General features: G+C 69.3%; 16 protein-coding genes and 6 pseudogenes. 12 read left to right on the plus strand and 10 right to left on the minus strand.

From position 1 onward, the window contains the following. The 5 genes and pseudogenes from BMG07_RS24790 to BMG07_RS24810 all read left to right on the plus strand — a co-directional run. Positions 1-969: pseudogene (locus BMG07_RS24790) on the plus strand (acyl-CoA dehydrogenase family protein); the annotation flags it as partial. Between the two features lie 25 nt (positions 970-994). Next, positions 995-1,974, plus strand: a pseudogene (locus BMG07_RS24795) (ABC transporter substrate-binding protein). After that, a pseudogene (locus BMG07_RS24800) lies at positions 1,971-2,578 on the plus strand (cysteine dioxygenase). Before BMG07_RS24795 ends, BMG07_RS24800 begins: the two co-directional pseudogenes overlap by 4 nt. Then, positions 2,575-4,212, plus strand: coding sequence for a rhodanese-related sulfurtransferase (locus BMG07_RS24805; RefSeq protein ID WP_198086773.1), 1,638 nt, complete (start codon positions 2,575-2,577; stop codon positions 4,210-4,212). The pseudogene BMG07_RS24800 and the gene BMG07_RS24805 overlap by 4 nt, the downstream one beginning before the upstream one ends. Positions 4,213-4,351: 139 nt before the next feature. After that, positions 4,352-4,576: a hypothetical protein gene (locus tag BMG07_RS24810; RefSeq protein WP_198086774.1), complete on the plus strand. Its 225-nt coding sequence runs from the start codon at positions 4,352-4,354 to the stop codon at positions 4,574-4,576. A gap of 61 nt (positions 4,577-4,637) precedes the next feature. Here the strand turns inward: BMG07_RS24810 and BMG07_RS24815 are convergent, their stop codons facing one another. The 5 genes and pseudogenes from BMG07_RS24815 to BMG07_RS24835 all read right to left on the minus strand — a co-directional run bounded on the left by BMG07_RS24815 (position 4,638) and on the right by BMG07_RS24835 (position 9,978). Next, positions 4,638-6,128, minus strand: a complete 1,491-nt coding sequence (locus tag BMG07_RS24815) for a DEAD/DEAH box helicase (protein ID WP_198086775.1) — start codon at positions 6,126-6,128, stop codon at positions 4,638-4,640. Between the two features lie 130 nt (positions 6,129-6,258). Continuing rightward, a pseudogene (locus BMG07_RS24820) lies at positions 6,259-7,145 on the minus strand (neutral zinc metallopeptidase). A gap of 111 nt (positions 7,146-7,256) precedes the next feature. Continuing rightward, positions 7,257-7,823 carry a dCTP deaminase gene (gene dcd / locus BMG07_RS24825; RefSeq protein WP_124460151.1) on the minus strand — a complete coding sequence of 189 codons (567 nt, stop codon included), beginning with the start codon at positions 7,821-7,823 and terminating at the stop codon, positions 7,257-7,259. Positions 7,824-7,981: 158 nt separating this feature from the next. After that, a pseudogene (gene guaD / locus BMG07_RS24830) lies at positions 7,982-9,266 on the minus strand (guanine deaminase). Between the two features lie 106 nt (positions 9,267-9,372). After that, a complete protein-coding gene (locus tag BMG07_RS24835; RefSeq protein ID WP_198086776.1) occupies positions 9,373-9,978 on the minus strand; it encodes a short chain dehydrogenase in 606 nt (201 codons plus the stop codon). Between the two features lie 108 nt (positions 9,979-10,086). Here BMG07_RS24835 and BMG07_RS24840 point away from each other — a divergent pair, with 108 nt between their 5' ends. From BMG07_RS24840 to BMG07_RS24850, 3 genes are all read left to right on the plus strand, one after another. After that, complete coding sequence (locus BMG07_RS24840) at positions 10,087-10,968, plus strand: LysR family transcriptional regulator (protein ID WP_198086777.1); 882 nt, start codon at positions 10,087-10,089, stop codon at positions 10,966-10,968. A 68-nt stretch (positions 10,969-11,036) separates the two neighbouring features. After that, a complete protein-coding gene (locus BMG07_RS24845) occupies positions 11,037-11,507 on the plus strand; it encodes a helix-turn-helix domain-containing protein (protein ID WP_198086778.1) in 471 nt (156 codons plus the stop codon). Next, entirely contained in the window at positions 11,500-12,231 is a 732-nt protein-coding gene (locus BMG07_RS24850) for a nucleotidyl transferase AbiEii/AbiGii toxin family protein (protein ID WP_198086779.1), read from the plus strand. Before BMG07_RS24845 ends, BMG07_RS24850 begins: the two co-directional genes overlap by 8 nt. Positions 12,232-12,238: 7 nt before the next feature. On the opposite strand, the gene BMG07_RS24855 is transcribed toward BMG07_RS24850, so the two are convergent. Continuing rightward, the gene (locus BMG07_RS24855; RefSeq protein ID WP_198086780.1) at positions 12,239-13,345 is read right to left on the minus strand and encodes a BMP family ABC transporter substrate-binding protein; all 1,107 of its coding nucleotides are present in this window, start codon (positions 13,343-13,345) and stop codon (positions 12,239-12,241) included. Between the two features lie 230 nt (positions 13,346-13,575). Here BMG07_RS24855 and BMG07_RS24860 point away from each other — a divergent pair, with 230 nt between their 5' ends. Then, positions 13,576-13,833: a hypothetical protein gene (locus BMG07_RS24860; protein WP_198086781.1), complete on the plus strand. Its 258-nt coding sequence runs from the start codon at positions 13,576-13,578 to the stop codon at positions 13,831-13,833. Between the two features lie 22 nt (positions 13,834-13,855). Here BMG07_RS24860 and BMG07_RS24865 read toward each other — a convergent pair whose 3' ends face one another. The 3 genes from BMG07_RS24865 to BMG07_RS24875 form a co-directional block, all read right to left on the minus strand. Continuing rightward, positions 13,856-14,521, minus strand: coding sequence for a hypothetical protein (locus tag BMG07_RS24865; RefSeq protein WP_198086782.1), 666 nt, complete (start codon positions 14,519-14,521; stop codon positions 13,856-13,858). A gap of 47 nt (positions 14,522-14,568) precedes the next feature. Further along, positions 14,569-15,378, minus strand: a complete 810-nt coding sequence (locus BMG07_RS24870; protein ID WP_198086783.1) for an SDR family oxidoreductase — start codon at positions 15,376-15,378, stop codon at positions 14,569-14,571. 125 nt (positions 15,379-15,503) lie between these two features. Further along, positions 15,504-16,451, minus strand: a complete 948-nt coding sequence (locus BMG07_RS24875; protein WP_198086784.1) for a GlxA family transcriptional regulator — start codon at positions 16,449-16,451, stop codon at positions 15,504-15,506. Between the two features lie 299 nt (positions 16,452-16,750). Between BMG07_RS24875 and BMG07_RS24880 the strand changes: the two genes are divergently transcribed. The 3 genes from BMG07_RS24880 to BMG07_RS24890 all read left to right on the plus strand — a co-directional run bounded on the left by BMG07_RS24880 (position 16,751) and on the right by BMG07_RS24890 (position 19,779). Further along, on the plus strand, positions 16,751-17,602 hold the full coding sequence (locus tag BMG07_RS24880; protein ID WP_198086785.1) for a hypothetical protein: 852 nt from the start codon (positions 16,751-16,753) through the stop codon (positions 17,600-17,602). 72 nt (positions 17,603-17,674) lie between these two features. Continuing rightward, on the plus strand, positions 17,675-18,424 hold the full coding sequence (locus BMG07_RS24885) for a zinc ribbon domain-containing protein (protein ID WP_198086786.1): 750 nt from the start codon (positions 17,675-17,677) through the stop codon (positions 18,422-18,424). Between the two features lie 116 nt (positions 18,425-18,540). Beyond that, positions 18,541-19,779, plus strand: a complete 1,239-nt coding sequence (locus BMG07_RS24890) for an MFS transporter (protein ID WP_198086787.1) — start codon at positions 18,541-18,543, stop codon at positions 19,777-19,779. A 19-nt stretch (positions 19,780-19,798) separates the two neighbouring features. On the opposite strand, the pseudogene BMG07_RS24895 reads toward BMG07_RS24890, so the two are convergent. After that, positions 19,799-22,247 (minus strand): annotated as a pseudogene (locus BMG07_RS24895) (penicillin acylase family protein). Between the last annotated feature and the right edge of the window lie 106 nt (positions 22,248-22,353).

Raw genomic sequence — 22,353 nt, forward strand, 5'->3', positions numbered from 1 at the left:
CGCCGCGTGATCGCGGCCGTGGCGCGCGGCGAGTCCGCCACGGCGCTGATCCTCACGATGAGCTATCTGCAGCATCACGCGCTGACACGCGGCGACAGCCGCTGGCCCGCGCACCTGCGCGAACGCGTGACGCGCGACGTGGTGGAGCGCGGCGCGCTCATCAACGCGCTGCGCGTGGAACCCGCGCTGGGCTCGCCGGCGCGCGGCGGCCTGCCGGGCACCGTGGCCCGGCGCGACGCCGAGGGCTGGAAGATCGACGGCCACAAGCTCTACACGACCGGCATCGAGGGCCTCTCGTGGCTCGCGGTGTGGGCCCGCACCGACGAGGCCGTGCCGCGCACCGGCGTGTTCCTGGTGCCGCGCCATGCGCCCGGCGTGCGCGTGATCGCCAGCTGGGACCACCTGGGCCTGCGCGCTTCGGGCAGCCACGAGGTGGTGTTCGAGAACGTCGCCATCGACGCCGACCACGCGGTCGACCTGCGCGCGCCGGCCGACTGGGCGCCCGACGCCGGCAGCCAGACCGACATCGACGCCCACGCCACGCAGCAGGCATGGATGACGGTGCTGCTCGGCAGCCTCTACGACGCCGTGGCCACGGCCGCGCGCGACTGGCTGGCGGGCTTCCTGAACCAGCGCGCGCCCGGCAGCCTGGGCGCGCCGCTGGCGAGCCTGCCGCGCGTGCAGGAGCACGTGGGCGAGATCGAGGCGCTGCTGCGCACCAACCGCGTGCTGCTCGACGACGCCACCGCTGCCGTCGACGGTGGCCATGCGCAACCGGCGGCCGACAGCGGCCTGCTCAAGTACACAGTCACGGGCAATGCCGTGCGCGTGGTCGAGCTGGCGCTGCAGCTCAGCGGCAACCACGGCCTGACACGGCACAACCCGCTGGAGCGGTACTACCGCGACGTGCTGTGCAGCCGCATCCACACCCCGCAGAACGACGCGATCCTGGTCGCGGCGGGCAGCGCGCGCTGCTGGCTTCGGGAGCCGCCGCATGACATCGCTTCTTTTCTCCAGGGCTTCGCGTCGCGATTGGTTGAAGCAAGGCGCCGCGCTGTCGCTGGCCGCCACCGGCTCGCTGCGTGCAGTGGCACAGCCGCAGACCACGCTCATCCTCGGCGACCAGGCCGGCGGCCTGCGCTCGCTGTTCGAGGCCTCGCGCGCGCTCGACGGCGCGCCCTTCGCCTACCGCTGGGCCAACTTCCAGGGCGCCGCGCCGCTGTTCGAGGCGCAGCGCAGCGCGGCGGTCGACACGGCCATGGCCGGCGACCTGCCGGTGCTGGCGGCGGCAGTGGGCAAGACGCCGCTGAAGATCGTCGCCACGCGCGTCGCAAGGCCGATTCGCTGGGCATCGTGGTGCAGGCCGACTCGCCATTGCGCAGCGTGGCCGACCTGCGCGGCAAGACGGTGATCGTGTCGTCGGCGCGCGGCAGCATCTCGCAGTACCAGCTGTACGGCGCGCTCGAAGAGGCCGGCGTGCGGCGCGACGAGGTCACGGTGAAGTTCGTGCTGCCGACCGACGCGGCCGCCGCCTTCGCGTCGAAGCAGATCGATGCATGGGCGATCTTCGATCCGTACTACACCATCGCCGTTCAACAGGGCGGGCGCATCCTGCGCGACGGGCGCGGCATCAACACCGCCCTGGGCTTCATCACCGCGAGCGAGCATTCGCTGGCCGACCCGGCCCGGCGCGCGGCCATCGTGCAGTTTCTCGACCGGCTGGGCCGCGCGGGCGACTGGGCGCTGGCCAACCCCGAGGCCTATGCGCAGGCCTACAGCCAGCTCACGCGGCTGCCGATCGAGTCGTCGCGCATCATCACCGCGCGCGCTTCGGTGGCGGGGCGGCCGGTGAGCGAGGCCGACATCGTCGCGCTGCAGGCCGTGGCCGACCGCTCGGCGCGCGACGGCATACTGCCGGTGCGCGTCGACGTGCGCGCGATCACCGACACCCAGGTCTGGAAACGCCCCGCATGATTGCTCCGCTTCGCGAATTCGTCGGCGACTTCGGCCGGCTGCTGGACAGCGCGCCCGACGAGTCCCGCATTCTTTCGGAAGGCGGCGCGCTGCTGCGCACGCTGGTGTCGCGCGACGACTGGCTGCCCGACGCCTTTGCGCAGCCCGACCCGGCGCGCTACCAGCAGTTCCTGCTGCACGCGGACAGCACCGAGCGCTTCTCGGTGGTGAGCTTCGTGTGGGGGCCGGGGCAGGCCACGCCGGTGCACGACCACACCGTGTGGGGCCTGATCGGCATGCTGCGCGGGGCCGAGTACAACCAGGGCTATGTGTTCGATGCGCAGGGCCATGCGCAGCCGCACGGCGAGCCGGTGCGGCTCGATGTCGGCCACGTGGAGGCCGTGTCGCCCGCCGTCGCGACCTGCACCGCGTGCACAACGCGCATGCCGACCGGGTGTCGATCAGCATCCACGTGTACGGCGCCAACATCGGCGCGGTGCGCCGGCATACTTACCCGGCGGAGGGCGGACGCAAGCCCTTCGTCTCCGGATATTCCAACGCGCTGCTGCCCAACCTGTGGGACCGCTCCGCCGAACTCAGATCTTCTTTTTCGACTGCCGCATGACGACCGCCACCTTTCCCCTTCTGCCCTTCGCCGCCGTGCGCGAGCGCCTGCTGGCCCGCGACGAAACCGCGCTGCTCGACGTGCGCGAGGAAGACCCGTTCGCGCAGGAGCACCCGCTGTGGGCCGCCAACCTGCCGCTGTCGCGCACCGAGATCGAGGCGTGGCGGCGCATTCCGCGGCGCGACACTTTCATCGTGCTGTACGGCGAGCATGCGGGCACCGATCTCGCGCCGCTGGCCGCGAAGACGCTTGCCTCGCTGGGCTACACCAACGTGCACCTGCTCGAAGGCGGCCTCGAGGGCTGGCGCAAGGCGGGCGGCGAACTGTTCCGCGACGTGAACGTGCCGAGCAAGTCTTTCGGCGAACTGGTCGAGCACGAGCGGCACACGCCCTCGCTATCGGCCCCCGAGGTGAAGGCACTGGTCGACGCCAAGGCCAACGTGGTGGTGCTCGACGCGCGCCGCTTCGACGAATACCAGACCATGAGCATTCCCTCGGCCACCAGCGTGCCCGGCGCCGAACTGGTGCTGCGGGTGCGCGAGCTGGCGCCCGACCCGTCGACGCAGGTGATCGTGAATTGCGCGGGCCGCACGCGCAGCATCATCGGCACGCAGTCGCTGGTGAACGCGGGCATTCCGAACCCCGTGGCGGCGCTGCGCAACGGCACCATCGGCTGGAAGCTGGCGGGGCAGGTGCTGGACCACGGCGCGGACCGGCAAGCGCCTGCTGCCGTGTCCGACGCGCACCGAACACAAGCCCAGGCCGATGCACGCCGCGTGGCCGATGCGGCCGGCGTGCGGCGCATCGACCTTGCCGCGCTGCGGACGCTCGAAGCGCCGGGGCGCACCGTGTACCGCTTCGACGTGCGCACGCCCGAGGAATACGCGGCCGGCCACCTGCCGGGCTTTGCGAGCGCGCCGGGCGGGCAGCTGGTGCAAGAGACCGACCACCAGGTGCCCGTGCGCGGCGCGCGCATCGTGCTGGCGGACGACGACGGCGTGCGCGCATCGATGAGCGCCTCGTGGCTCGCGCAGATGGGGTGGGAGGTGTACGTGCCGGATGCCATGCCCGAGGCCGCCGCGTTCAGCGAAAAGGCCGCGCCCTCGCCCGCCCATCCGCCGGTTGCGGCCGTGGTGCCGGAGATCGCGCCGGCCGAGCTGGCGGCGCTGCTGGAGCAGTCGCCGTCGAACACGGCGGTGATCGACGTGACCACCAGCGCCAACTACGTCAAGCGCCACATCCCCGGCGCCTGGTACGCGATCCGCGCGCAGCTCGCGCAGGCCGTGGACAGCGTCATTCCCCCGTCGCCGCGCTACGTGCTGACCTGCGGCAGCAGCCTGCTCGCACGCTACGCCGCGGCCGACCTGCGCGCGCTGCTCGATGCACGGGGCCAGCGCGACGCCCAGGTGCTGGTGCTGACGGGCGGCAATGCCGCGTGGTTTGCCGCGGGCCTGGACGCCGAAACCGGCGAGACGCGCCTGGCAACGCCGCGCACCGACCGCTACCGCCGCCCCTACGAAGGCACCGACGCGCCGGCCGAAGCCATGCAGGCCTACCTCGATTGGGAGTACGGCCTGGTGGCGCAGTTGGGCCGCGACGGCACGCACCATTTCAACGTGAGCCAGGGGTCTTGAGGCGGGTTCGCGAAAGCGATCTGAAAGGATGACAACACGGCCGTGACACTGTGTAGGCCGGGTAAAGGCCGTCATCCGGCGATGCCCCGGGGCGTTGGTTGTGCATACCGATACAACAACCCGTTCCAGGAGCTTCGCCATGAGATTCCCTGTCCTTGCCCTCTCGGCCGCCACCCTGCTGGCAGCCACCCTGACCGGCTGCGTGGTCGCGCCGGCTGCCCCGGTCTATGCCGCCCCTCCGGGCGTGGCCTATGTGGCCCCCACGTACGTCTCGCCCGGCATTGGTTTTACCTGGGCCTACCACCCGCGCTACGGCTGGGGCTGGCACCACCCCCAATACGGCTGGCATCGCGGCTGGCGGTAACTGAAATGAAAAGCGGCGCCCCGAGGGCGCCGCTTTTTCGTTTCCACACCGGACCGTCGGATCAGCTCGGTTCGGCGCTCTTGAACAGCGCGGCGACCTTGCGCTTGCTCTTGATGTTGCTGGAGATGCCGCGTGCGGGCGCGGCCTTCGAGGCGGCTTCCCATGCCGGCGTGGCATCGGGCGCGCCCGGTTCATAGGGCTTGTCGAAGAACGGATCGCGCGGCGCCGAAGGGGCACGGTGCGGGCGTCCGCCGCCGCGGCGGGCGTCGCCGCCGCCGCCGCCGCTCAGGCTGCTGCCGCTTGCGCTGCGTTCGCGCGGCTGGTCGAGCACGTCGCGTGCGTCGCCGGCTTCGCCTTCTTCGCGCCAGTGGCGGCGTCCGTCGTTGATGCGGCCGCGCGGGCGGTCTTCCTCGAACTCGACGGGCTCCAGCTCGATCTTCTTCTTGATCAGCTTCTCGATGTCGGCCACCAGGCGCGCATCGTTGCCGCCGCTGGCAAAGCTCACGGCCAGGCCCGAGGCGCCGGCACGGCCCGTGCGGCCGATGCGGTGCACGTAGTCTTCGGCGTTGAACGGAATGTCGAAGTTGAAGACGGCGGGCACGTCCTTGATGTCCAGGCCGCGGGCGGCGACGTCGGTGCACACCAGCAGGTCGACTTCGCCGGCCTTGAACGAGGCGAGCGCCTTCAGGCGTTCGTCCTGGCTCTTGTCGCCATGCAGCGCGGTGGTACGCAGACCGTCGCGCTCCAGCGAGCGTGCGAGGCGCGCGCAACCGAGCTTGCTGTTGACGAACACGAAGGCCTGCGTGATGCCGCGCTGCTTGACGATCTGCTTGAGCGCACGGCGCTTGTCGTCGTCGCTGACGCTGTAGAAATGCTGCTCGACGGTGGAGGCCGTTTCGTTCGGCCGCGCCACCTCGATGGTGACGGGGTTCTGCAGGTAGCTGCCGGCCAAGCGCTTGATTTCCGGCGAGAACGTGGCCGAGAACAGCAGCGTGGTGCGCTGCTTGGGCAGGTAGCTCAGGATGCGCTGCAGGTCGGGCAGGAAGCCGATGTCCAGCATGCGGTCGGCCTCGTCGAGCACGACGTATTCGACCTGGTTGAGCACCGCGTTCTTGGCTTCGATGTGATCGAGCAGGCGGCCCGGCGTGGCCACCAGCACTTCGACGCCCTTCTTCAGCTCCAGCGTCTGCGGCTTCATGTCGATGCCGCCGAACACGACCGTGCTGCGCAGGTTGGTGTACTTGGCGTACAGCTTGACCTGTTGCGCGACCTGGTCGGCGAGTTCGCGCGTGGGCAGCAGTACGAGGGCCCGGACCGGGTGCCGCGCGGGCGAGGTCGAGGCGTTTTCGTGCTTGAGCATGCGCTGCAGCAACGGGAGCGAAAACGCCGCCGTCTTGCCGGTGCCGGTCTGGGCGGCGCCCATCACATCCTGCCCGGACAGCACGACCGGAATGGCCTGCTCCTGGATGGGTGTCATGGTCTCGTAGCCCATTTCGGCCACGGCGCGCGCCAGCGGTTCCGCCAGCGATAGATTGGAGAAGGAACTTGTCATTGAGCCCGCTATTGTCGCATTGCCGCAAAAACAGCAGTGACTGCGGCGTGACAACGCCCGTGACGGCGGAATTGCTATTTATTCAATAGCATTCAAGTCAACATTCATGGGCCTTTCGAGCCCATGAACATCAAAGGCTGCGTGCGTTGAACGTGTCGCAGGCCTTGATGTCGCCGCTCTGATAACCCGCCCCGAACCACCTTTGGCGCTGCGCGCTGGTGCCGTGCGTGAAGCTGTCGGGCACCACCGCGCGGCCCGCGGAACGCTGCAGGGCGTCGTCGCCGATCTTCTGCGCGGCGTCATGGCGGACTCGATGTCGCCCGCATCGAGCCACTTCTTCGACTCCTGCGAACGCTGGGCCCACACGCCCGCGAAGCAGTCGGCCTGCAGCTCGACACGCACGCTCATGGCGTTGTTCTGGGTCTGGCTCAGGCGGTTGCGCATGCCGTCGACCTTGGCGGTGATGCCGAGCTCGTCCTGCACGTGATGGCCGACCTCGTGCGCAATGACGTAGGCTTGCGCGAACTCGCCAGGCGCGCCGAGCTGGTTCTTGAGCGTGTCGTAGAAGCCGAGGTCGATGTAGACCTTCTGGTCGCCCGGGCAATAGAACGGCCCCATGGCCGACTGCCCCGTGCCGCAGGCCGTGGGCGTGGCATTGCGGAACAGCACGAGCCGCGGCGGATGGTAGGTGCCGCCGTTCTGCTTGAAGATGTCCGTCCACACCACTTCGGTGTTCTTGAGCACCGTCGAGACGAAGGCCGCTTCGCGGTCGTTCGCGGGCGGCTTGTGCGCCGGGCCCTGGGGTTGTTGCTGCTGCACCTGGGCCGGACCGCCGCCGCTGAGCAGGCCCAGCACTGTGAGCGGGTTGATGCCGAAGACCCAGCCCGCGATCAGCGCGACCGCGATGGTGCCGATGCCGATGCTGCGCCCGCCGATGAAGCCGCCGCCCCCGCCACCACCACCGCCGTCACGGCGGTCTTCGACGTTGTCCGATTGTTCGTTGCCTTCCCATCTCATCGCGCGCTCCTTACCGGCCTTTTGCAGAAGTTGTCGCCGGCTGTCGCAGGATGGTACTTGCCCCGGAGGGCGCCGGGGTAACCGGCCGTCAGCGAAAGACGCGAGCGCGGGTCAGGTTTTGGGCAGCGTCACGCCGCGCTGGCCCTGGTACTTGCCGCCGCGGTCCTTGTAGCTGGTTTCGCAGACCTCGTCGCTCTCGAAGAACAGCACCTGCGCGCAGCCCTCGCCCGCGTAGATCTTGGCGGGCAGCGGCGTGGTGTTGCTGAATTCGAGCGTCACGTAGCCTTCCCATTCGGGCTCGAAGGGCGTGACGTTGACGATGATGCCGCAGCGCGCGTACGTGCTCTTGCCCAGGCAGATGGTCAGCACGTTGCGCGGGATGCGGAAGTACTCGACCGTGCGGGCCAGCGCGAAGCTGTTGGGCGGAATGATGCAGTAGTCGCCGTGCATGTCGACGAAGCTTTTTTCGTCGAAATTCTTGGGATCGACCACGGTGCTGTGGATATTGGTGAAGACCTTGAACTCAGGCGCGCACCGGATGTCGTAGCCGTAGCTCGAGGTGCCGTAGCTGATGATCTTGTGGCCCGAGGATTCGCGCACCTGGCCCGGTTCGAAGGGATCGATCATCCCTTCGTTCTCGGCCATGCGCCGGATCCATTTGTCGCTCTTGATAGACATTAAAAAACACCCCAGTCTTCGCGCACTTCGTGTCGCTTCGCCAACCCCTCAAGGGGCAACTCCAGCGGCCCGGCAAAGCCGGTTCCGCGGCGTTTCCCGAAGGCGCGGCGCGGCGCCGCTAGGTCGGCGATTGTGGCATGGGCGGACCGGGCGCCGGCTCAGCCCGCCTGCGAGATCACCGTGCGCTCGACCAGCCGGTCGTCGCCCAGCACGATCATCGCGAACAGCATTTCTTCCAGCGTGTTCGCGCGCTTCGTCTTGCGCGCCAGGAGCGGCGTGGCCGAGGGGTTGAGCACCAGGAAGTCGGCCTCGCAGCCCGGCTGCAGGTTGCCGATGACGCCGTCCAGCCCCAGCGCGCGCGCCGCGCCGCCGGTGTGGCGCCACCACAGCTCCGAAGGCGCGATGCTCAGGCCGGTCTTGGTCTGGCCCTCGCGGCGACGTAGTAGGCGGCCATCATGGTGTGGAAGGGGCTGAAGCTGGTGCCGCCGCCCACGTCGCTGGCCAGCCCGTAGGGGTAGCCCACGCGGTCGGCCGCGCCGAAGTCGAAGAAGCCGCTGCCCAGGAACAGGTTGCTGGTCGGGCTCACGGCGGCCGCGTCTTCGTGTCGCGCAGCAGCGCGCGGTCGGTGTCGTCCAGGTAGATGCAGTGGGCGTACACGGCGCGCTCGCGCATCAGGCCGAAGCCGGCGTACACGTCGAGGTAGGAACGCGCCTTGGGGTACAGCTCGCGCACCCAGCTCACCTCGTCGCGGTTCTCGGCCACGTGCGACTGGATCCAGGTGTCGGCGTACTTCGCGGCCAGCTCGCCCGCGCCGCGCATCTGCGCGTCGGTGCTGGCGGGCGCGAAGCGCGGCGTGATGGCATAGCCCAGCCGGCCGACGTCGTGCCACTTGCGGATCAGCGCCTCGGAGTCGATGAGGCTCTGCTCGGTGTCGTCGCGCACGCCGTCGGGCGAGTTGCGGTCCTGCAGCACCTTGCCGGTGATCATTCGCAGGCCGCGGCGCTGCGCACCCTCGAAGAAGGCATCGACCGAGGCCACGTGCGAGGTCGCGAAGGTCAGCGAGGTGGTGACGCCGTTGCGCAGCAGCTCATCGAAGAACACGTCGGCCACTTCGTTTGAATGCGCGGGGTCGACGAACCGGCTTTCCTCGGGAAAGGTGTAGTTCTCGAGCCAGGGCAGCAGCCCCGGCGAAGGCGAGCCGATGATGTCGGTCTGCGGAAAGTGGATGTGCATGTCCACGAAGCCGGGCGCAAGAATGCGCCCCGGCAGGTGGGTCGTGTGGGCTTCCGGGTGGCGCGGCGCGACGGCGGCGTGGCTGCCGGCATCGAGCACGCGCTGGCGGCCGGTGCTGTCGGGCGCGACGACCAGCAGGCCGTCTTCATCGAAAACGGGCTGGCCGGCGGCATCGAAGCGCAGGAGGGAGGCGCGGTAGGCTTTTTTCATCGTGGCTGCGGAGGGTAATCCAGCCCCGCGCCGCTGCAATTTCCATGCGTGTATGAGTGCTATACGAGGAAGGCACTCACCGGCGCAGCCCTTCCAGACCGTGCCCTCAGGACCACGCGCGGTACACACGCCCCGTTTGCGGCCCTTCGACGCTGCGCACATAAGCCTGCGCCGCCTTGGCGGCGGACACCGCGTCGAAGCCCGGAAAGAACGGCCCATAAGCCGCCAGCGATTCGGTCAGCACCGTCGGGCTCACGGCATTGATGCGCAGCCCGCGCGGCAGCTCGATCGCGGCGCCGCGCACGAAGCCCTCGACCGCCGCGTTGACCGCCGTGGCGTTGGCGCCCTGCCGGATCGGTTCTTCCGCCACGATGCCCGTGGTCAGCGTGATCGAGCCGCCGTCGTTCAGCACGTGCTGGCCCAGAAGCGCGAGCCGCACCTGGCCGAGCAGCTTGTCCTGCAGGCCGACGTTGAAGTCTGCCGGCCGCATCTCGGCCAGTGGGCCGAAGAACAGACCGCCGGCCGCCGACACGATCGCGTCGACCCGCCCGACCGCCGCGTACAGCGCCTGGACGCTCGCATCGCTCGTGATGTCGACCTGGTGATCGCCGCGCGTGCGGCCCACGCGCACCACGGCATGGCCGCGCTCGGCCAGCACCTGCGCCACCGCGCTGCCCACGGCGCCCGTCGCGCCCACAACCAGAACTTTCATGAAAACCTCGGCAAAGTGAATCAAACAAGCCACGATTGTTTTGCGAACCATCGATTTGATAAATTGCCATCCGGTTCGCCAATTCGAAACTTCTGGTTTTCAATCGCCATGGACAAACTCCGCGCAATGGAAGTCTTCGTCGCCACGGTCGACGCGGGCAGCTTCGCGGCCGCAGCCGAGGCGCTCGACCTGTCGGCCGTGATGGTCGGCAAGCACATCCGGGCACTCGAAGAACAGCTCGGCGCGCGCCTGCTGGAGCGCACCACGCGCCGCCACGCGCTCACCGAGATCGGCGCCGCGTACCTGGAGCGTTGCCGCGACGTGCTCGCCAGCGTGCACACCGCCGACGGCGTGGCCGAGTCGCTGCGCGCGGTGCCGCAGGGCCTGTTGCGTGTCACGGCACCGGTCGCGTATGGCTCGCACAGGCTCACGCCGGTGATCGGCGACTACATCGCGGCCTACCCGCGCGTGAAGGTCGAACTGAGCCTGAGCGACCGCGTCGTCGACCTCGCGGAAGAAGGCTTCGACTGCGGCCTGCGCTCGGGCCCGACCTTCGACGACAGCCTCATCGCCCGGCCGCTTGCGCTGACACGCATGTTCGCGGTGGCCAGCCCTGCGTGGGTGGCACGGCACGGGCAGCCGAAGCACCCGTCCGACCTGGAAGCCTTCGCGCTGCTGGGCTTCACTTCATGGGGCCCCAACCACGAGTGGCGCTTCACGCGCCAGGGCAAGACCGTGCATGTGCCCGTGCGCGGCCCGCTCACCGCCGACAACGGCCAGGCCCTGCTGGCCGCTGCGATCGCCGGCGTGGGCGTGATCGTGCAGGCCGACGCGCTGCTCGGCCCCGCCCTGGCGTCGGGCCAGGTGGTGCAACTGCTGCCCGACTGGGAACTGCCCACGCGGGCGATGCACCTCATGCGGCTGCCGGAAGCCCGGCCAAGTGCGAAGCTGCGCAGCTTTGTGGACTTCGTGGTCGAGCGGCTGGGCTGAGGGAAAGCAAAGGATCGATGTCTCTCATTCTGGACAAATCGACAGATTTGTCTAATATGAGATACACAATGCCCTCCGCCGCTCCTCCACTCACCGCCACGGCCGATCGTCGCCTGGCCGCATTCGGCCGGCGCATCCACGCACGCCGCAAAGCCCTGAAGGTCAGCGCCACCACGGCCGCCGAAGCGGCGGGCATGTCCCGCATGACTTTGCACCGCATCGAACGCGGCGAGCCGTCGGTCACGATGGGGGCGTACATGAACGCGCTCGCGGCGCTCGGGCTGGATGTCGACGTCATCGCGACGACCGAGGCCGCGCAGCCCTCCCTGGTTCCGGGCGGTGTGCGGATTGCCGACCATCCCCAGCTGCGCCGCCTCGCCTGGCAACTGGCGCCAGACACGGAACTGACGCCCGAGGAAGCCTGGGCCACCTACGAACGCAACTGGCGCCACGTCGATGCCTCCGCGCTCGACACGCGAGAGCGGCGGTTGCTCGACGAGTTGGCACGCACGCTGGGCAAGAGGCCGCTGCATGTTTGAACGCCCGCACCACCAACGCGTCGCCGAAGCACTCGCAGCACTCGACGCCGACCTGCTCGCCAGGAACCATTGCCTGTTCGGCGGCGGAACGGCCATTGCGCTTCGCCACGGCGAATACCGAGAGTCGGTGGACATCGACTTCCTCGTCTCCAGCATCGAAGGCTACCGGCAGTTGCGTCAACTGCTCACGGGCGGCCAGGGACTCGGCGCGATCGCACGCCCGGGCGCGCAAATCCAGCAGGCGGCCGAACTTCGTGCCGACCAATACGGCATACGGTCTGCCGTGCGCGTGGACGGCATCGACATCAAGTTCGAGATCGTGCTCGAAGCGCGCATCGAACTCGAAGCGCCCGGCCTGCAAGACCGTGTGGGTGACATCGCGACGCTCACCCCGCTCGACATGGCGACGAGCAAGCTGTTGGCGAACTCCGACCGCTGGGCGGACGACAGCGTCTTCAGCCGCGACCTCATCGACCTGGCCATGATGGACCCGGGCAAGGCGCTGCTGCGCCAGGCGACAACCAAGGCCCGGCACGCCTACGGCGACAGCATCGATGCCGACCTGCTCAAGGCAGCCGGGACACTGCTGGCGCGCCAGGGTCGACTGGACCGTTGCATGGCCGTGCTGCAAATGACGCCGGCAGTGACCCCGGCACTGCTTCGTCAACGCATCAAGGCCTTGTTGCCGCGAGCATCCGCCGCTAGCCGCAAGACCGCCGGCTGAACGCGGCTCAGCGCGTCACCCGCCCCTGCACACCCTCGACCAGCCAGTTCATCTTCAGAATCTGCTCGTCACTCAGCTGCGCGCCCTTCGCGATCACCGTGCGCCCTTCGTTGTCCCGCACGTCCGCCGCCGTTGCGCGGAACGGCTGCAGCTTGCCGGTCGCGATGTCCTTCTGCCGCGCCAGCACTTCGTCCTGAACGGCCTTGGGCACCTTGGTGCCGAAGTCGCCGACGCGGATCATTCCTTCCTTCACGCCGCCCCAGAGGTTGCCGCTCTTCCAGCTGCCGTCGAGCACGGCCCTGGCGCGCTGCGTGTAGTAGCCGCCCCATTGGTGCGTGACCGCGACGAGCTGCGCGTCGGGCGCGATCTTGCGCATGTCGGAGTGGTAGGCAATGGCCATCTTGCCGCGCTCCTGCGCGGCGGACATCACCGCCGTCGAACCCGTGTGGAAGGCGACCACGTCGGCGTTCTGGTTGAACAGCGCCATCGCCGCGTCGCGCTCCTTCGGCGGATCGAACCACTCGTTGAGCCACACCACATGCACCTTCGCATTCGGGTTCACCGAGCGCATGCCCAGCGTGAAGGCGTTGATGCCCTGCAGCACCTCGGGAATCGGAAAGCCCGCGACGTAGCCCGCCACGTTCGTCCTGGTCATGCGCCCTGCCGCGATGCCCGCGAGGTAGCGGCCCTCGTAGTAGCGCGCATTGGCCGTGGCCACGTTGGGCGCGGTCTTGTAGCCGGTGATCGACTCGAACTTCACGTCGGGAAAGTCCTTCGCGACCTTCAGCGTCGGCTCCATGTAGCCGAAGCTCGGCGTGAAGATGAGCTGGTTGCCCTGCTGCGCGAGGTCGCGGATCACGCGCTCGGCGTCGGCGCCCTCGGCCACGTTCTCGACGTAGGTGGTCTTGACCTTGTCGCCGAGCGCCGCCTCGACGGCCTTGCGGCCCTCTTCATGCTGGCGCACCCAACCGGCGTCAGTGACCGGCGTGACGTAGACGAAACCGATCTTCAGCGGCGCCCTGGCGGGCTGCGTCGTCTGCGAAAAGGCGGGAGATAAAAAAAAGCACGCGGCCGCCGACGCCAGAACGGCGCGGCCCACGAGGTTTTTGTACATGGTGTTCCTCTACATGGCCCCGGAGATGCAAGAAACCCCGCAGCCGGCCGGGACGCCCGGCTGCGAGGGGAGCAGGATTTTAAGCGGGGCCGTTGTCCGCGGCGCGGCCGGGGCATTGGCCTACTTCAATGTCGGCGCTTGGCCTCAGGCCCGCGGCGCCGGGGTGCGCGAGCCTTGCGGCATCCATCCACCGCGAGAGAAAAGAAACAAAGAAAGAAAGGCCAGCCACCATGACCGCATCCACCGCCATCAACGACTCGCTGACCCCGCTCGACATTTCGCAAGCCGTGCTCGAAGGCGAAGAGAACCCGAACGTCGCGCGCCCGCTCACGCCGAAGGAACAGGCCGCGCGCGGCGTGGGCAATGAACCGCGCCGCCGCGCGCGCCTGCAGCGTGCGTTGCGCAGCCCGGCCTTTGCCTGGGGCGGCGCGGCCGTCACCGGCCTGGCGGTGGCGATGCTCTATGCGCGGCGCACGCACCGCATCTGAGTTGGACTGAGCGCTTTCGCGATCAGGGCGCGGCGGGGTCGTGCGCGGTGTCGCCGTGCAGGCCCGCGCCGAAGCCCAGGCCTGCGCCGCCTTCTCCACCGCCGCTTTTTCCGGACCCATCACCGCCAGCCTTGCCCGCTCCGCCTCCTTCGCGCGAGGCCGCGCCCTTGGCACGCACCGGCCCCTGCTTGGGAATGCCGAGCTGCGCCGGAATCGGGTCGAGGTCGAGCACGTCGCGAATGAAGAGCCGCAGCGACACCACCAGCGCCGCCGTTTCCACCGGCCTTCCGGCCACCATGTCGTTCGCGGCCTGCGCCGCCAAACGAACCTGCTCCTCCGTACCCAGCAGGATCACATCCGACAGCGCCGCTTCGACCGCATCGCGGATGCGCCTGCGCCGGTCCGACGCCACCAGCGCCGCCGCCTGCGCGCCTTCACGCGCGCGCAGTTCGCGCAGATGGCTCGGGTCCACCGACAGGTCGCCGGTGAACGAACCGCCCAGCACCTTGTAGGCCGCGATCAGCGTCTTGAGCCGTTCGTTGATCTGCCGGTTCTGCTTCTCGCGCCGCTGCTGCACGCCGTGCATCACCACGAGGCGGATGCCCACCGCCACCAGCGACACCACCACGAGCCCGAGCAGCGTCGTGAGCAGGCCTTGCCAGGAACTGAAGTCGAGTGAGTTGCGCATGGTCTCGAAAGATCATACGGCGCCACCCCACATCACAAGGACCGGACTCAGGCCTGCGCCGCGGCCGTGCGATAGCGCTGCGCCGGCGTGGTGCTCGAAAGCCGGCCCGACATCGCGCGCCGCGCCGCCTCGAAGGCGTCCCACTCGGCCTGGTCGGGCAGCGCCGGGATCGTGACGCGCTCGCCCTGGTCGAGCCCCGCGAGCGCGGCGTCGACCATGTTCTCGGCGGTCATGACGATCTCGCTGGGCAGGTGCTGCACCGGCAGGCCGGCGATGCCCCAGAACTCGGTGGCCGTCGCGCCCGGCAGCACGGCCTGCACGCGCACGCCCTTGTCGGCAAGCTCGTGCTGCAGCGATTGGCTCAGCGCCAGCACGAAGGCCTTGCTGCCGCCGTACACGCCGTTGAGCGTTTCCGGCGAGACGGCCACGATCGACGCGATGTTGATCAGCGTGCCCGCGCCGCGCGCCACGAAGCCGGGCACGGCCGCATAGGTCAGGCGCGTGAGCACGTTCACGTTGAGCGCGATCATCTCGTCCATCTTGTCGATGTCGGAGGCCAGCAGCGGCGCGGTGGCGCCGACACCGGCGTTGTTCACCAGCATGGTGATGCCGCTGCCGGCGCGCAGCACGGCCTCGACGCGCGCGATGTCCTGCCGGTGGGTGAGGTCGGCCACGAGCACGTCGATCTTGCGGCCGGTTTCGCCCGCCAGCCTGTCGGCCAGCTTGCGCAGGCGCTCGCCGTTGCGCGCCACAAGGATCAGGTCGAAACCGCGCCGGGCGAGCCGGTCGGCATACACGGCGCCGATGCCCGACGAGGCACCGGTGATGAGGGCTGTGCCCTTGGAGGTCGTAGTCATTGAAGCTTCCTTTGTCGCCACGTCGGTGTGGGCGTGAGGGAAGTTTTCGCCGAAGATGCTATGGCGTAAATGTCATATAAGCCACCTTTCAGGACATCCAGCGTTTCAGGCCGCCGCGCTTCGGTTCAGGCGGCCATGGCCTGCTGGCGCGCCACGCGGCGCACGCTCTGCGGCGGCTGGCCCAGCGTGCGCAGGAAGGCCCGGCGCATGCGCTCGGGGTCGCCGAAACCCGTTTCCCGCGCCACCACGCCGAGCGCCAGCCGGCCTTCGTCGATCAGCGCGCGCGCCGCTTCCACGCGCAGGTTTTCCACCGCCTGCGCAGGCGACTGGCCGGTCTCGGCCTTGAAGGCGCGGCTGAACTGGCGCGGACTCAGGTGCGCCACCTCGGCCAGTTCCTCGACCGCCAGCCCTTCGCGCAGATGGGCCCGCGCGTAGGCCAGCGAGAGCTGGATGCGGTCCGACTTGGGCTCCAGCTCCAGCAGCGCCGAGAACTGCGACTGCCCGCCCGCGCGCCGGTGGTAGACGACCAGCTTCTTGGCGATCAGGCGCGCCATGTCGACGCCCAGGTCTTCCTCGACCAGCGCGAGCACGAGGTCGATGCCCGCCGTCATGCCGGCCGAGGTCCACAGCGACTCGTCGTTGATGAAGATGCGGTCGGGCTGCACCTTGGCCAGCGGACGGCTGCGCTGCAGCTCCTGCGCGAAGGCCCAGTGCGTGGTGACGCGGCGCCCGTCGAGCAGCCCCGCGTCGGCCAGCCCGAAGGCGCCGGTGCAGATGCTCGCCACGCGGCGCGCGTTGCGCCGGCCCGAGCGCAGGATCTTGCACAGCGCCTCGGACGTGGGCGCGATGGTGAGCGAGCCGGTCATCATCAGCGTGTCGAACTTCGAGGCGGTGTAGCGCTTGCTGTCGACCGTCACGCCCGAAGAGCTGGCGACGGGGCCGCCCGTTTCGGACAGCATCTCCACGCGGTAGAGCGGCCGCTCCAGGTGCATGTTCGCGAGTTCGAACGCGGCAATGGCGGCCAGGTCGAGGATCTGGAAACCGGGAAAGACGAGCACGCCGATGCGCTTCATGGCGATGTCCTGAAAAGAGGTTTGTCGGTTATTCAGGCCGGAAGGCTACGCGACGGCGCCGCGGCTGCCAGCCTGCGGGGTCATTGCGGGGCGGCCTGCGGTGCCCGGCCTCCGCGAACTTGCCCTCCGGAATATTCGTGAAAAATTTCACGAAACACCCCACCGCGAGCCGCTTCATCACACAGGCGCCAGAAAGCTTCCGTTCACATTTAGATACGTCAAGTTACGATCGTGCGGTCAGGCCCTGGTCAGTCAGACCGCCAGGCCACCCTCCCCCAAGCACAACGAACGGAGTCCCGGTGATTGCTGTCAGCGGCGCTTTGCAGCGCGAATTCGAAACGTCCTCCGCCCGGCCGCTGCCGGGCTCGCCGGTGCGTACCATCTGCTGCGTCGTCGCCATGGCGCTGTTCGTGAGCGGCTGCGCCACGGCCAACATCACCTACACGCCGCGCCCCGCCCAGGACACCGCGCAAACGCTGAAGTACACCGACGGCGTGGGCACGCTGACCGAGAAGGACGAGACGCGCGAGCTCTTCGTCTACTCGCGCTTCAGGATGCAGGGCGCGAGCCAGCCGACCTTCACGCTGGGCTACGCCAACAACACGGCCGCGCCCGTCAACTTCAGCACCGACAACGTCAAGGCCTACTTCCGCGGCGCGCCGGTGCAGATCTACACCTACACCGAGCGCATTGCCGAGATCCAGTCGGAGAAGCAGGCCAAGCAGGTGGCGCTGGCCATCATCGGCGGGCTGGCGGCCGGTGCGGCGGCCTACGGCGCCTCGCGCCAGACCTACCGGCAGAACTACTCGGGCGCGGTGGTCGGCCGGCGCGGCGTGACCAGCTTCGCGGGCTCGAACACGGTGCGCGTGTACGACCCCGTGGCCGGCATGCTGGCCGGCGCGGCCGTGGGCGGCGCCACGGTGCTGGGCATCCGGCAGATCGAATACAACGCCGAGAACCAAGAGCAGTCGGCCAACTCGATCCTGCAGCTGAACACGGTGGAGCCGCTGCAGATGGTGACCGGCGACCTGGTGCTGAAGAACTGCTGCGACCCGAACATGCAGCCCAACGACGTGATCCGCCTCGAAGTGACGGCGAGCGAAAAGACCTCGGTGTTCGAGTTCATGCGCTCGCAGGTCAAGAGCCGCTGAAGAACCTTTGAAGGACAAGGCGCGCGCTGGCTACCATGCCGGCGTTCCTCCACCCATTTCCGCCACCGCCCCATGACACCCCTGAGCCTCGACCTCATCCTCACGCCGCTGCCCAACACCCCCGTGCTGGAGAAATGCACGGTCGTGAGCGCGGCGGGCTACCCGTTCTTCACCGACGAGCGGGTCACGCTGGCCTTCGGCACCACGTGCGTGGGCGTGATCGTGGAAGGCCGGGCGCTGGTGGTGGTGCCCTACTTCGAGCTGGCCGAGTTCTCGCTCGGCAACCCCGCGATCACGACGACCGGGCACACCTACCCCGACTACGGCCTGTTCGGCGGGCTGCTCTCGGGCGCATCCACGAACAAGGAGTTCTCCAGCTCCACCACGCAGCCGAGCGCGCAGACCTTCATCTCGCTCGTCACGCACGTGGGGGAACTGCATCTGTTCTACACGGGCCTGGCACCGGTGTTCCTGCGCATGGCGCTGGCCGAGGCCTTCACTGTCTGGCGCCAGAACCAGCCCGAATGGCTCGAGAAGCGGCGCAACGCCGTCGATGCCTACGCCGAGCGCGAAGGGCTCGACGAACAACGGCGCACCGCGCTGAAGGGCCGGCTGCTCATGCCGCTGGTGCCGGTCGCTCCGCCGCCGCCTTCGCCGTCCGACCCGTTCTCCGGCACGGCCATGGCCGGCAATTCCGAGGCGCCGGTGCGCATGGGCGTCTGCCCGTCGTGCAAGTCGGAGATTCCGTTCTTCTGCGAGGAATGCCCCAAGTGCCAGGCCCTGTTCGGGCCCGACTCGGCGTGGCAGGTGCGGCCGCTCTGAAGAACTGAGCCGGCAACGCGGCAACACCGCTGCAGGGCCTTCCCGCGCGGCGATGGGCCCCGCCGCCAATCGGCAGGCGCGCGATCGGGCATGCCGCCACACAATGGGCGCGCCCCATGACGAACCCCACGACCCCGAACGCCGCCGCAGCCATCGCGGACGCCGGCGCCAACATCCACTGGCAGCGCAACCTCGCCGTGTGCATGTTCGGCTCCTTCACCACCATCATCGCGATGACGCTGCTGCTGCCCTTCCTGCCGCTGTATGTCGAGCAACTGGGCGTGAAGGACCACGCGGCCATCGTGCAGTGGTCGGGCGCGGCCTATGGCGCCACCTTCTTCAGCGCCGCGCTGGTGGCCCCGCTGTGGGGCCGGCTGGCCGACCGCTACGGCCGCAAGCCGATGCTGATCCGCGCGAGCCTGGGCATGGCCGTGGCCATGGCGCTCATCGGCATCGCGGGCAACGTGTGGCAGCTCGTCGGCCTGCGGCTGCTCGCCGGGCTGCTGGGCGGCTACGCCTCGGGCTCGATGGTGCTGGTCGCCACGCAGACGCCCAAGGCGCGCACCGGCTGGGCGCTGGGCACCATGTCGTCGGCCATCATGGCGGGCAACCTCGTGGGCCCGCTGGTGGGCGGCGTGCTGCCGCCGCTGATCGGCATCCGCGCGACCTTCTTCGCGGCGGGCGCGATGATCTTCATCGCCTTCCTGGCCACGGCGTTCCTGATCCGCGAAGAGAAGAAGACGCCCGCCGCATCGACGCAGCGGCACGACACGGCCGACGTCGGCTGGGCCGCCGTGCCCGACAAGCGCCCGCTGGTCGCGATGCTCTTCACCGGCATGCTGCTGATGCTGGCGAACATGTCGATCGAGCCGATCATCACCGTGTACGTGGCCACGCTGGTGGAAGACCCGAACCGCGTGACGATGATGGCCGGCCTCGTGATGTCGGCCGCCGCGCTGGGCAGCATTCTGTCGGCCTCGCGGCTGGGCAAGCTGGCCGACCGCGTGGGCCACTGGAACGTGATCGTCGGCTGCCTGGCGGTGTCGGCCGTGCTGCTGGTGCCGCAGGCCTTCGTCACCTCGGGCTGGCAACTGGTGGTGCTGCGCTTTCTGATGGGGTTGTCGCTCGGCGGGCTGCTGCCGTGCATCGCGAGCGTGATCCGCCACAACGTGCCCGAGCGCGTGGCCGGCAACATGCTCGGCTACTCGACCTCGGCACAGTACACGGGCCAGGTGGCGGGGCCGCTGCTCGGCGGCTTCGTGGGCGGGCACGTCGGCATGCGCGCCGTGTTCCTCGGCACCTGCGTGCTGATGGCCGCGGGTGCCGGGTGGAACTGGCTGGCGAAGCGGCGCTGAGGCCGCCCGCTTCTTTTTTCTACTCGCTGATCGTGATGCTGCTGTAGGCAGCGTCGGCCTTGATCTGCGCCTCCGAGAACGGCAGCCGCACCCACTGCCCGGCGCTGTAGGCGCGCGTGTAGTCGGCGTGGTGCGGCGAGGCCGGGTCGTCCGACAGCGAGTACGTGAGGAAGGTGCGCGCCTCGACACCGCCGGCCGGGAAGCGCACCACCTGCATGTAGCTGTTGCCGTTCGGGTTGCCGTCCATGGCGTAGCGCCCTGTTCGAGCCCGCGCTCCGAGCACAGGACGGTGAAGTACCCCTGCCCGTCGCAGCCGCCCGACAGCGGGATCTTGCGGCCGTTGCGCGTGACGAACAGCGTGTCGCCGCGCACCGCGTCGAGCGCGAAGCCGCTGGCCTGCACATGCAGCACGGCCGCGCCGAAGGCCTGGCGCAGGCTGTCGGCGGCCGATGCCTTCAGCCCGCGCGGCGTGCGCACCGGGTCGTCGGCGCGGAAGGGCACGGCGTAGAGCTTTTCGGGCGGCAGCAGCGCGGCGCGCGACCAGAACTCGTCCCACACATGCGCGCCGCGCGCGCTGGCAACGCCGGTGTTGTTCCATGCCTTCAGCACGGCGCAGGCGGGGCCGGTGGCCACCTGGCGCGGCGGCGAGAATTTCTCGCCGCCCTTCGGGTCGGCCGCCACGGTGATGCGCGGCACGGCGCACACCGTGCGCAGTGCCTCGGCCTTGAACAGCTCGGCCGTGTAGGCGCGGCTGTCGAGCGCGGCAAGCGCCACGGCGTCGGCCGTCGCGCCCTGCCCCAGCCGCTGCGCGAGCAGGTGGCCGGCGCGCGTGCGGAAGGTCTGCGCGTCGCTGCCCGTCGCGCCGAAGATGGCCGGGTAGCCGGTGAGCGGCGCCTTGGGGTTGGCCAGCCAGTAGCTGTCGTTCATGTTGGCCACGTAGTCGTCTCGCAGCAGGCTGGGCATGCGCGCGGGGCCGACGGCGCCCTTCTGCACCGAGTCGGCGTCGGTCTGCCAGTCGCAGGCGCTGCGCGAGCCGTCGAACACCGGCACCCGCGGCAACGCGGCCGCCAGCGCCTTGCCGGCCGGCGTGGTACAGCTGGCGACCTGCTCGGGCGACACATTGGGCACCGCGCCGATGTCGGCATACCAGGCCTTGGCGCTGCCACGGCCCACGGCCGCGGTGTTGACCCAGGGGATGGACGCTTCCTCGCGCTGCACGGCGATGAGCTCGTCGAGCGACCTGGCCTGCCCCCAGCGCAGCCACGTGCGGAAGGTGCGGTAGTTGTCGGCGTTGATGTCGCGGATGGCAAAGGCCGTGCCCTGCGTCCAGGCCAGCGCCGGGTTGAGCGTGCCCAGGTTCACCATCGGCCCGTACACCGAGCGGTAGAGCGTGCGCGTGACCGGCTCGACCGCGCCCGACGCCTGCCTGACCTGCACGGTGACGACGTCGGCCTGCATCTTCACCGGCTGGCCGTCGCGCATGTAGGCCGTGGCGTCGCCCGGCGCAAGCTGCAGCTGGTACAGGCCGAAGCGCCGCGCCGCCGAGACGGTGTGGCTCCACGCGACGTTGTCGTTGAAGCCGATGAGGATCACCGGAATGCCGAGGAACGAGGTGCCGCTCACGTCGAGCTGGCCCGCAATGGTGAGCTGCGCCTGGTAGAAGCGGTCGGGCCCGCGCCAGAACCAGTGCGGGTTGCCCAGCAGCAGCGGGCTCGCGTCGCCGGTGGCGGCCGTGCCGAAGCCGATCATGTTGCTGCCCACGCCCGCGTGGCCGCCGACCTGCATCGCGATCGGCCGGATGGCGCCGCCTTCATCGTTCACCGACACCTTGTTGCCGGAAGGCGGCACGGCGTTGGCGATGTTCGCGAGAAAGTTGCTGTACCCCGCCGCGAGGTTGGTGGCGTACATGCGGCGGTAGATGTCGTCGGCGGCAATGGGCTGCACCCAGGCCTCGCCGCGGCAGGCCGCGTGCGTGCCGGGGGCGCCGCCGGCCTTCAGCTCGCGCACCTCGCGGTTGTAGCCCGCCGCGAAGCCTTCCACCAGCCGGCGGATGCTGTCGGGCTGCGCCTTGGCCATGGCATCGACCACGGGGGCCGTGATCACGTGCTTGTGGAAGAAATCGGAATCGATGTTCTTCGGCTGGCCGATGGTGCTCGCGGCCGGCGACTGCGCCTCGGCGCCGAAGTAGCGCGAGCGTTCGCCGCGGTAGGTCAGGAAGCGTCGGCCAGGGTGCACAGGTCGTCTTGCGCCTGCGCGTAGCCATAGCCGTAGCCCGCGCCGCCCCAGTCGTCGGCCTTGATGTGGGGCACGCCCATGGCGGTGCGGCGTATCTCGGCCTTGTAGCCGTCCTGCCGCGCCAGTTGCGTCGATGAGTGGGGGGTACCGGAAGTACCGGCGCAGCCCGCGAGGGCCATCGCAACCGGCACGAGAAAAAGCGGCCAGAGGCCGCCCGAGGGGTTCGCGCGCATTCAGTGTTCCTGTTGTGAGTAAGGAACGCAGCTGCGTGGGCGCTGGGCGTGCGTGGCGCGTTCGCCGCCGATCTTAAGACCGGCGCGGCGGCCGTGGTGTGTCGGC

The sequence above is a fragment of the Variovorax sp. E3 genome (assembly GCF_016082275.1).
In the GTDB taxonomy this organism is placed as follows: Bacteria; Pseudomonadota; Gammaproteobacteria; order Burkholderiales; family Burkholderiaceae_C; genus Variovorax.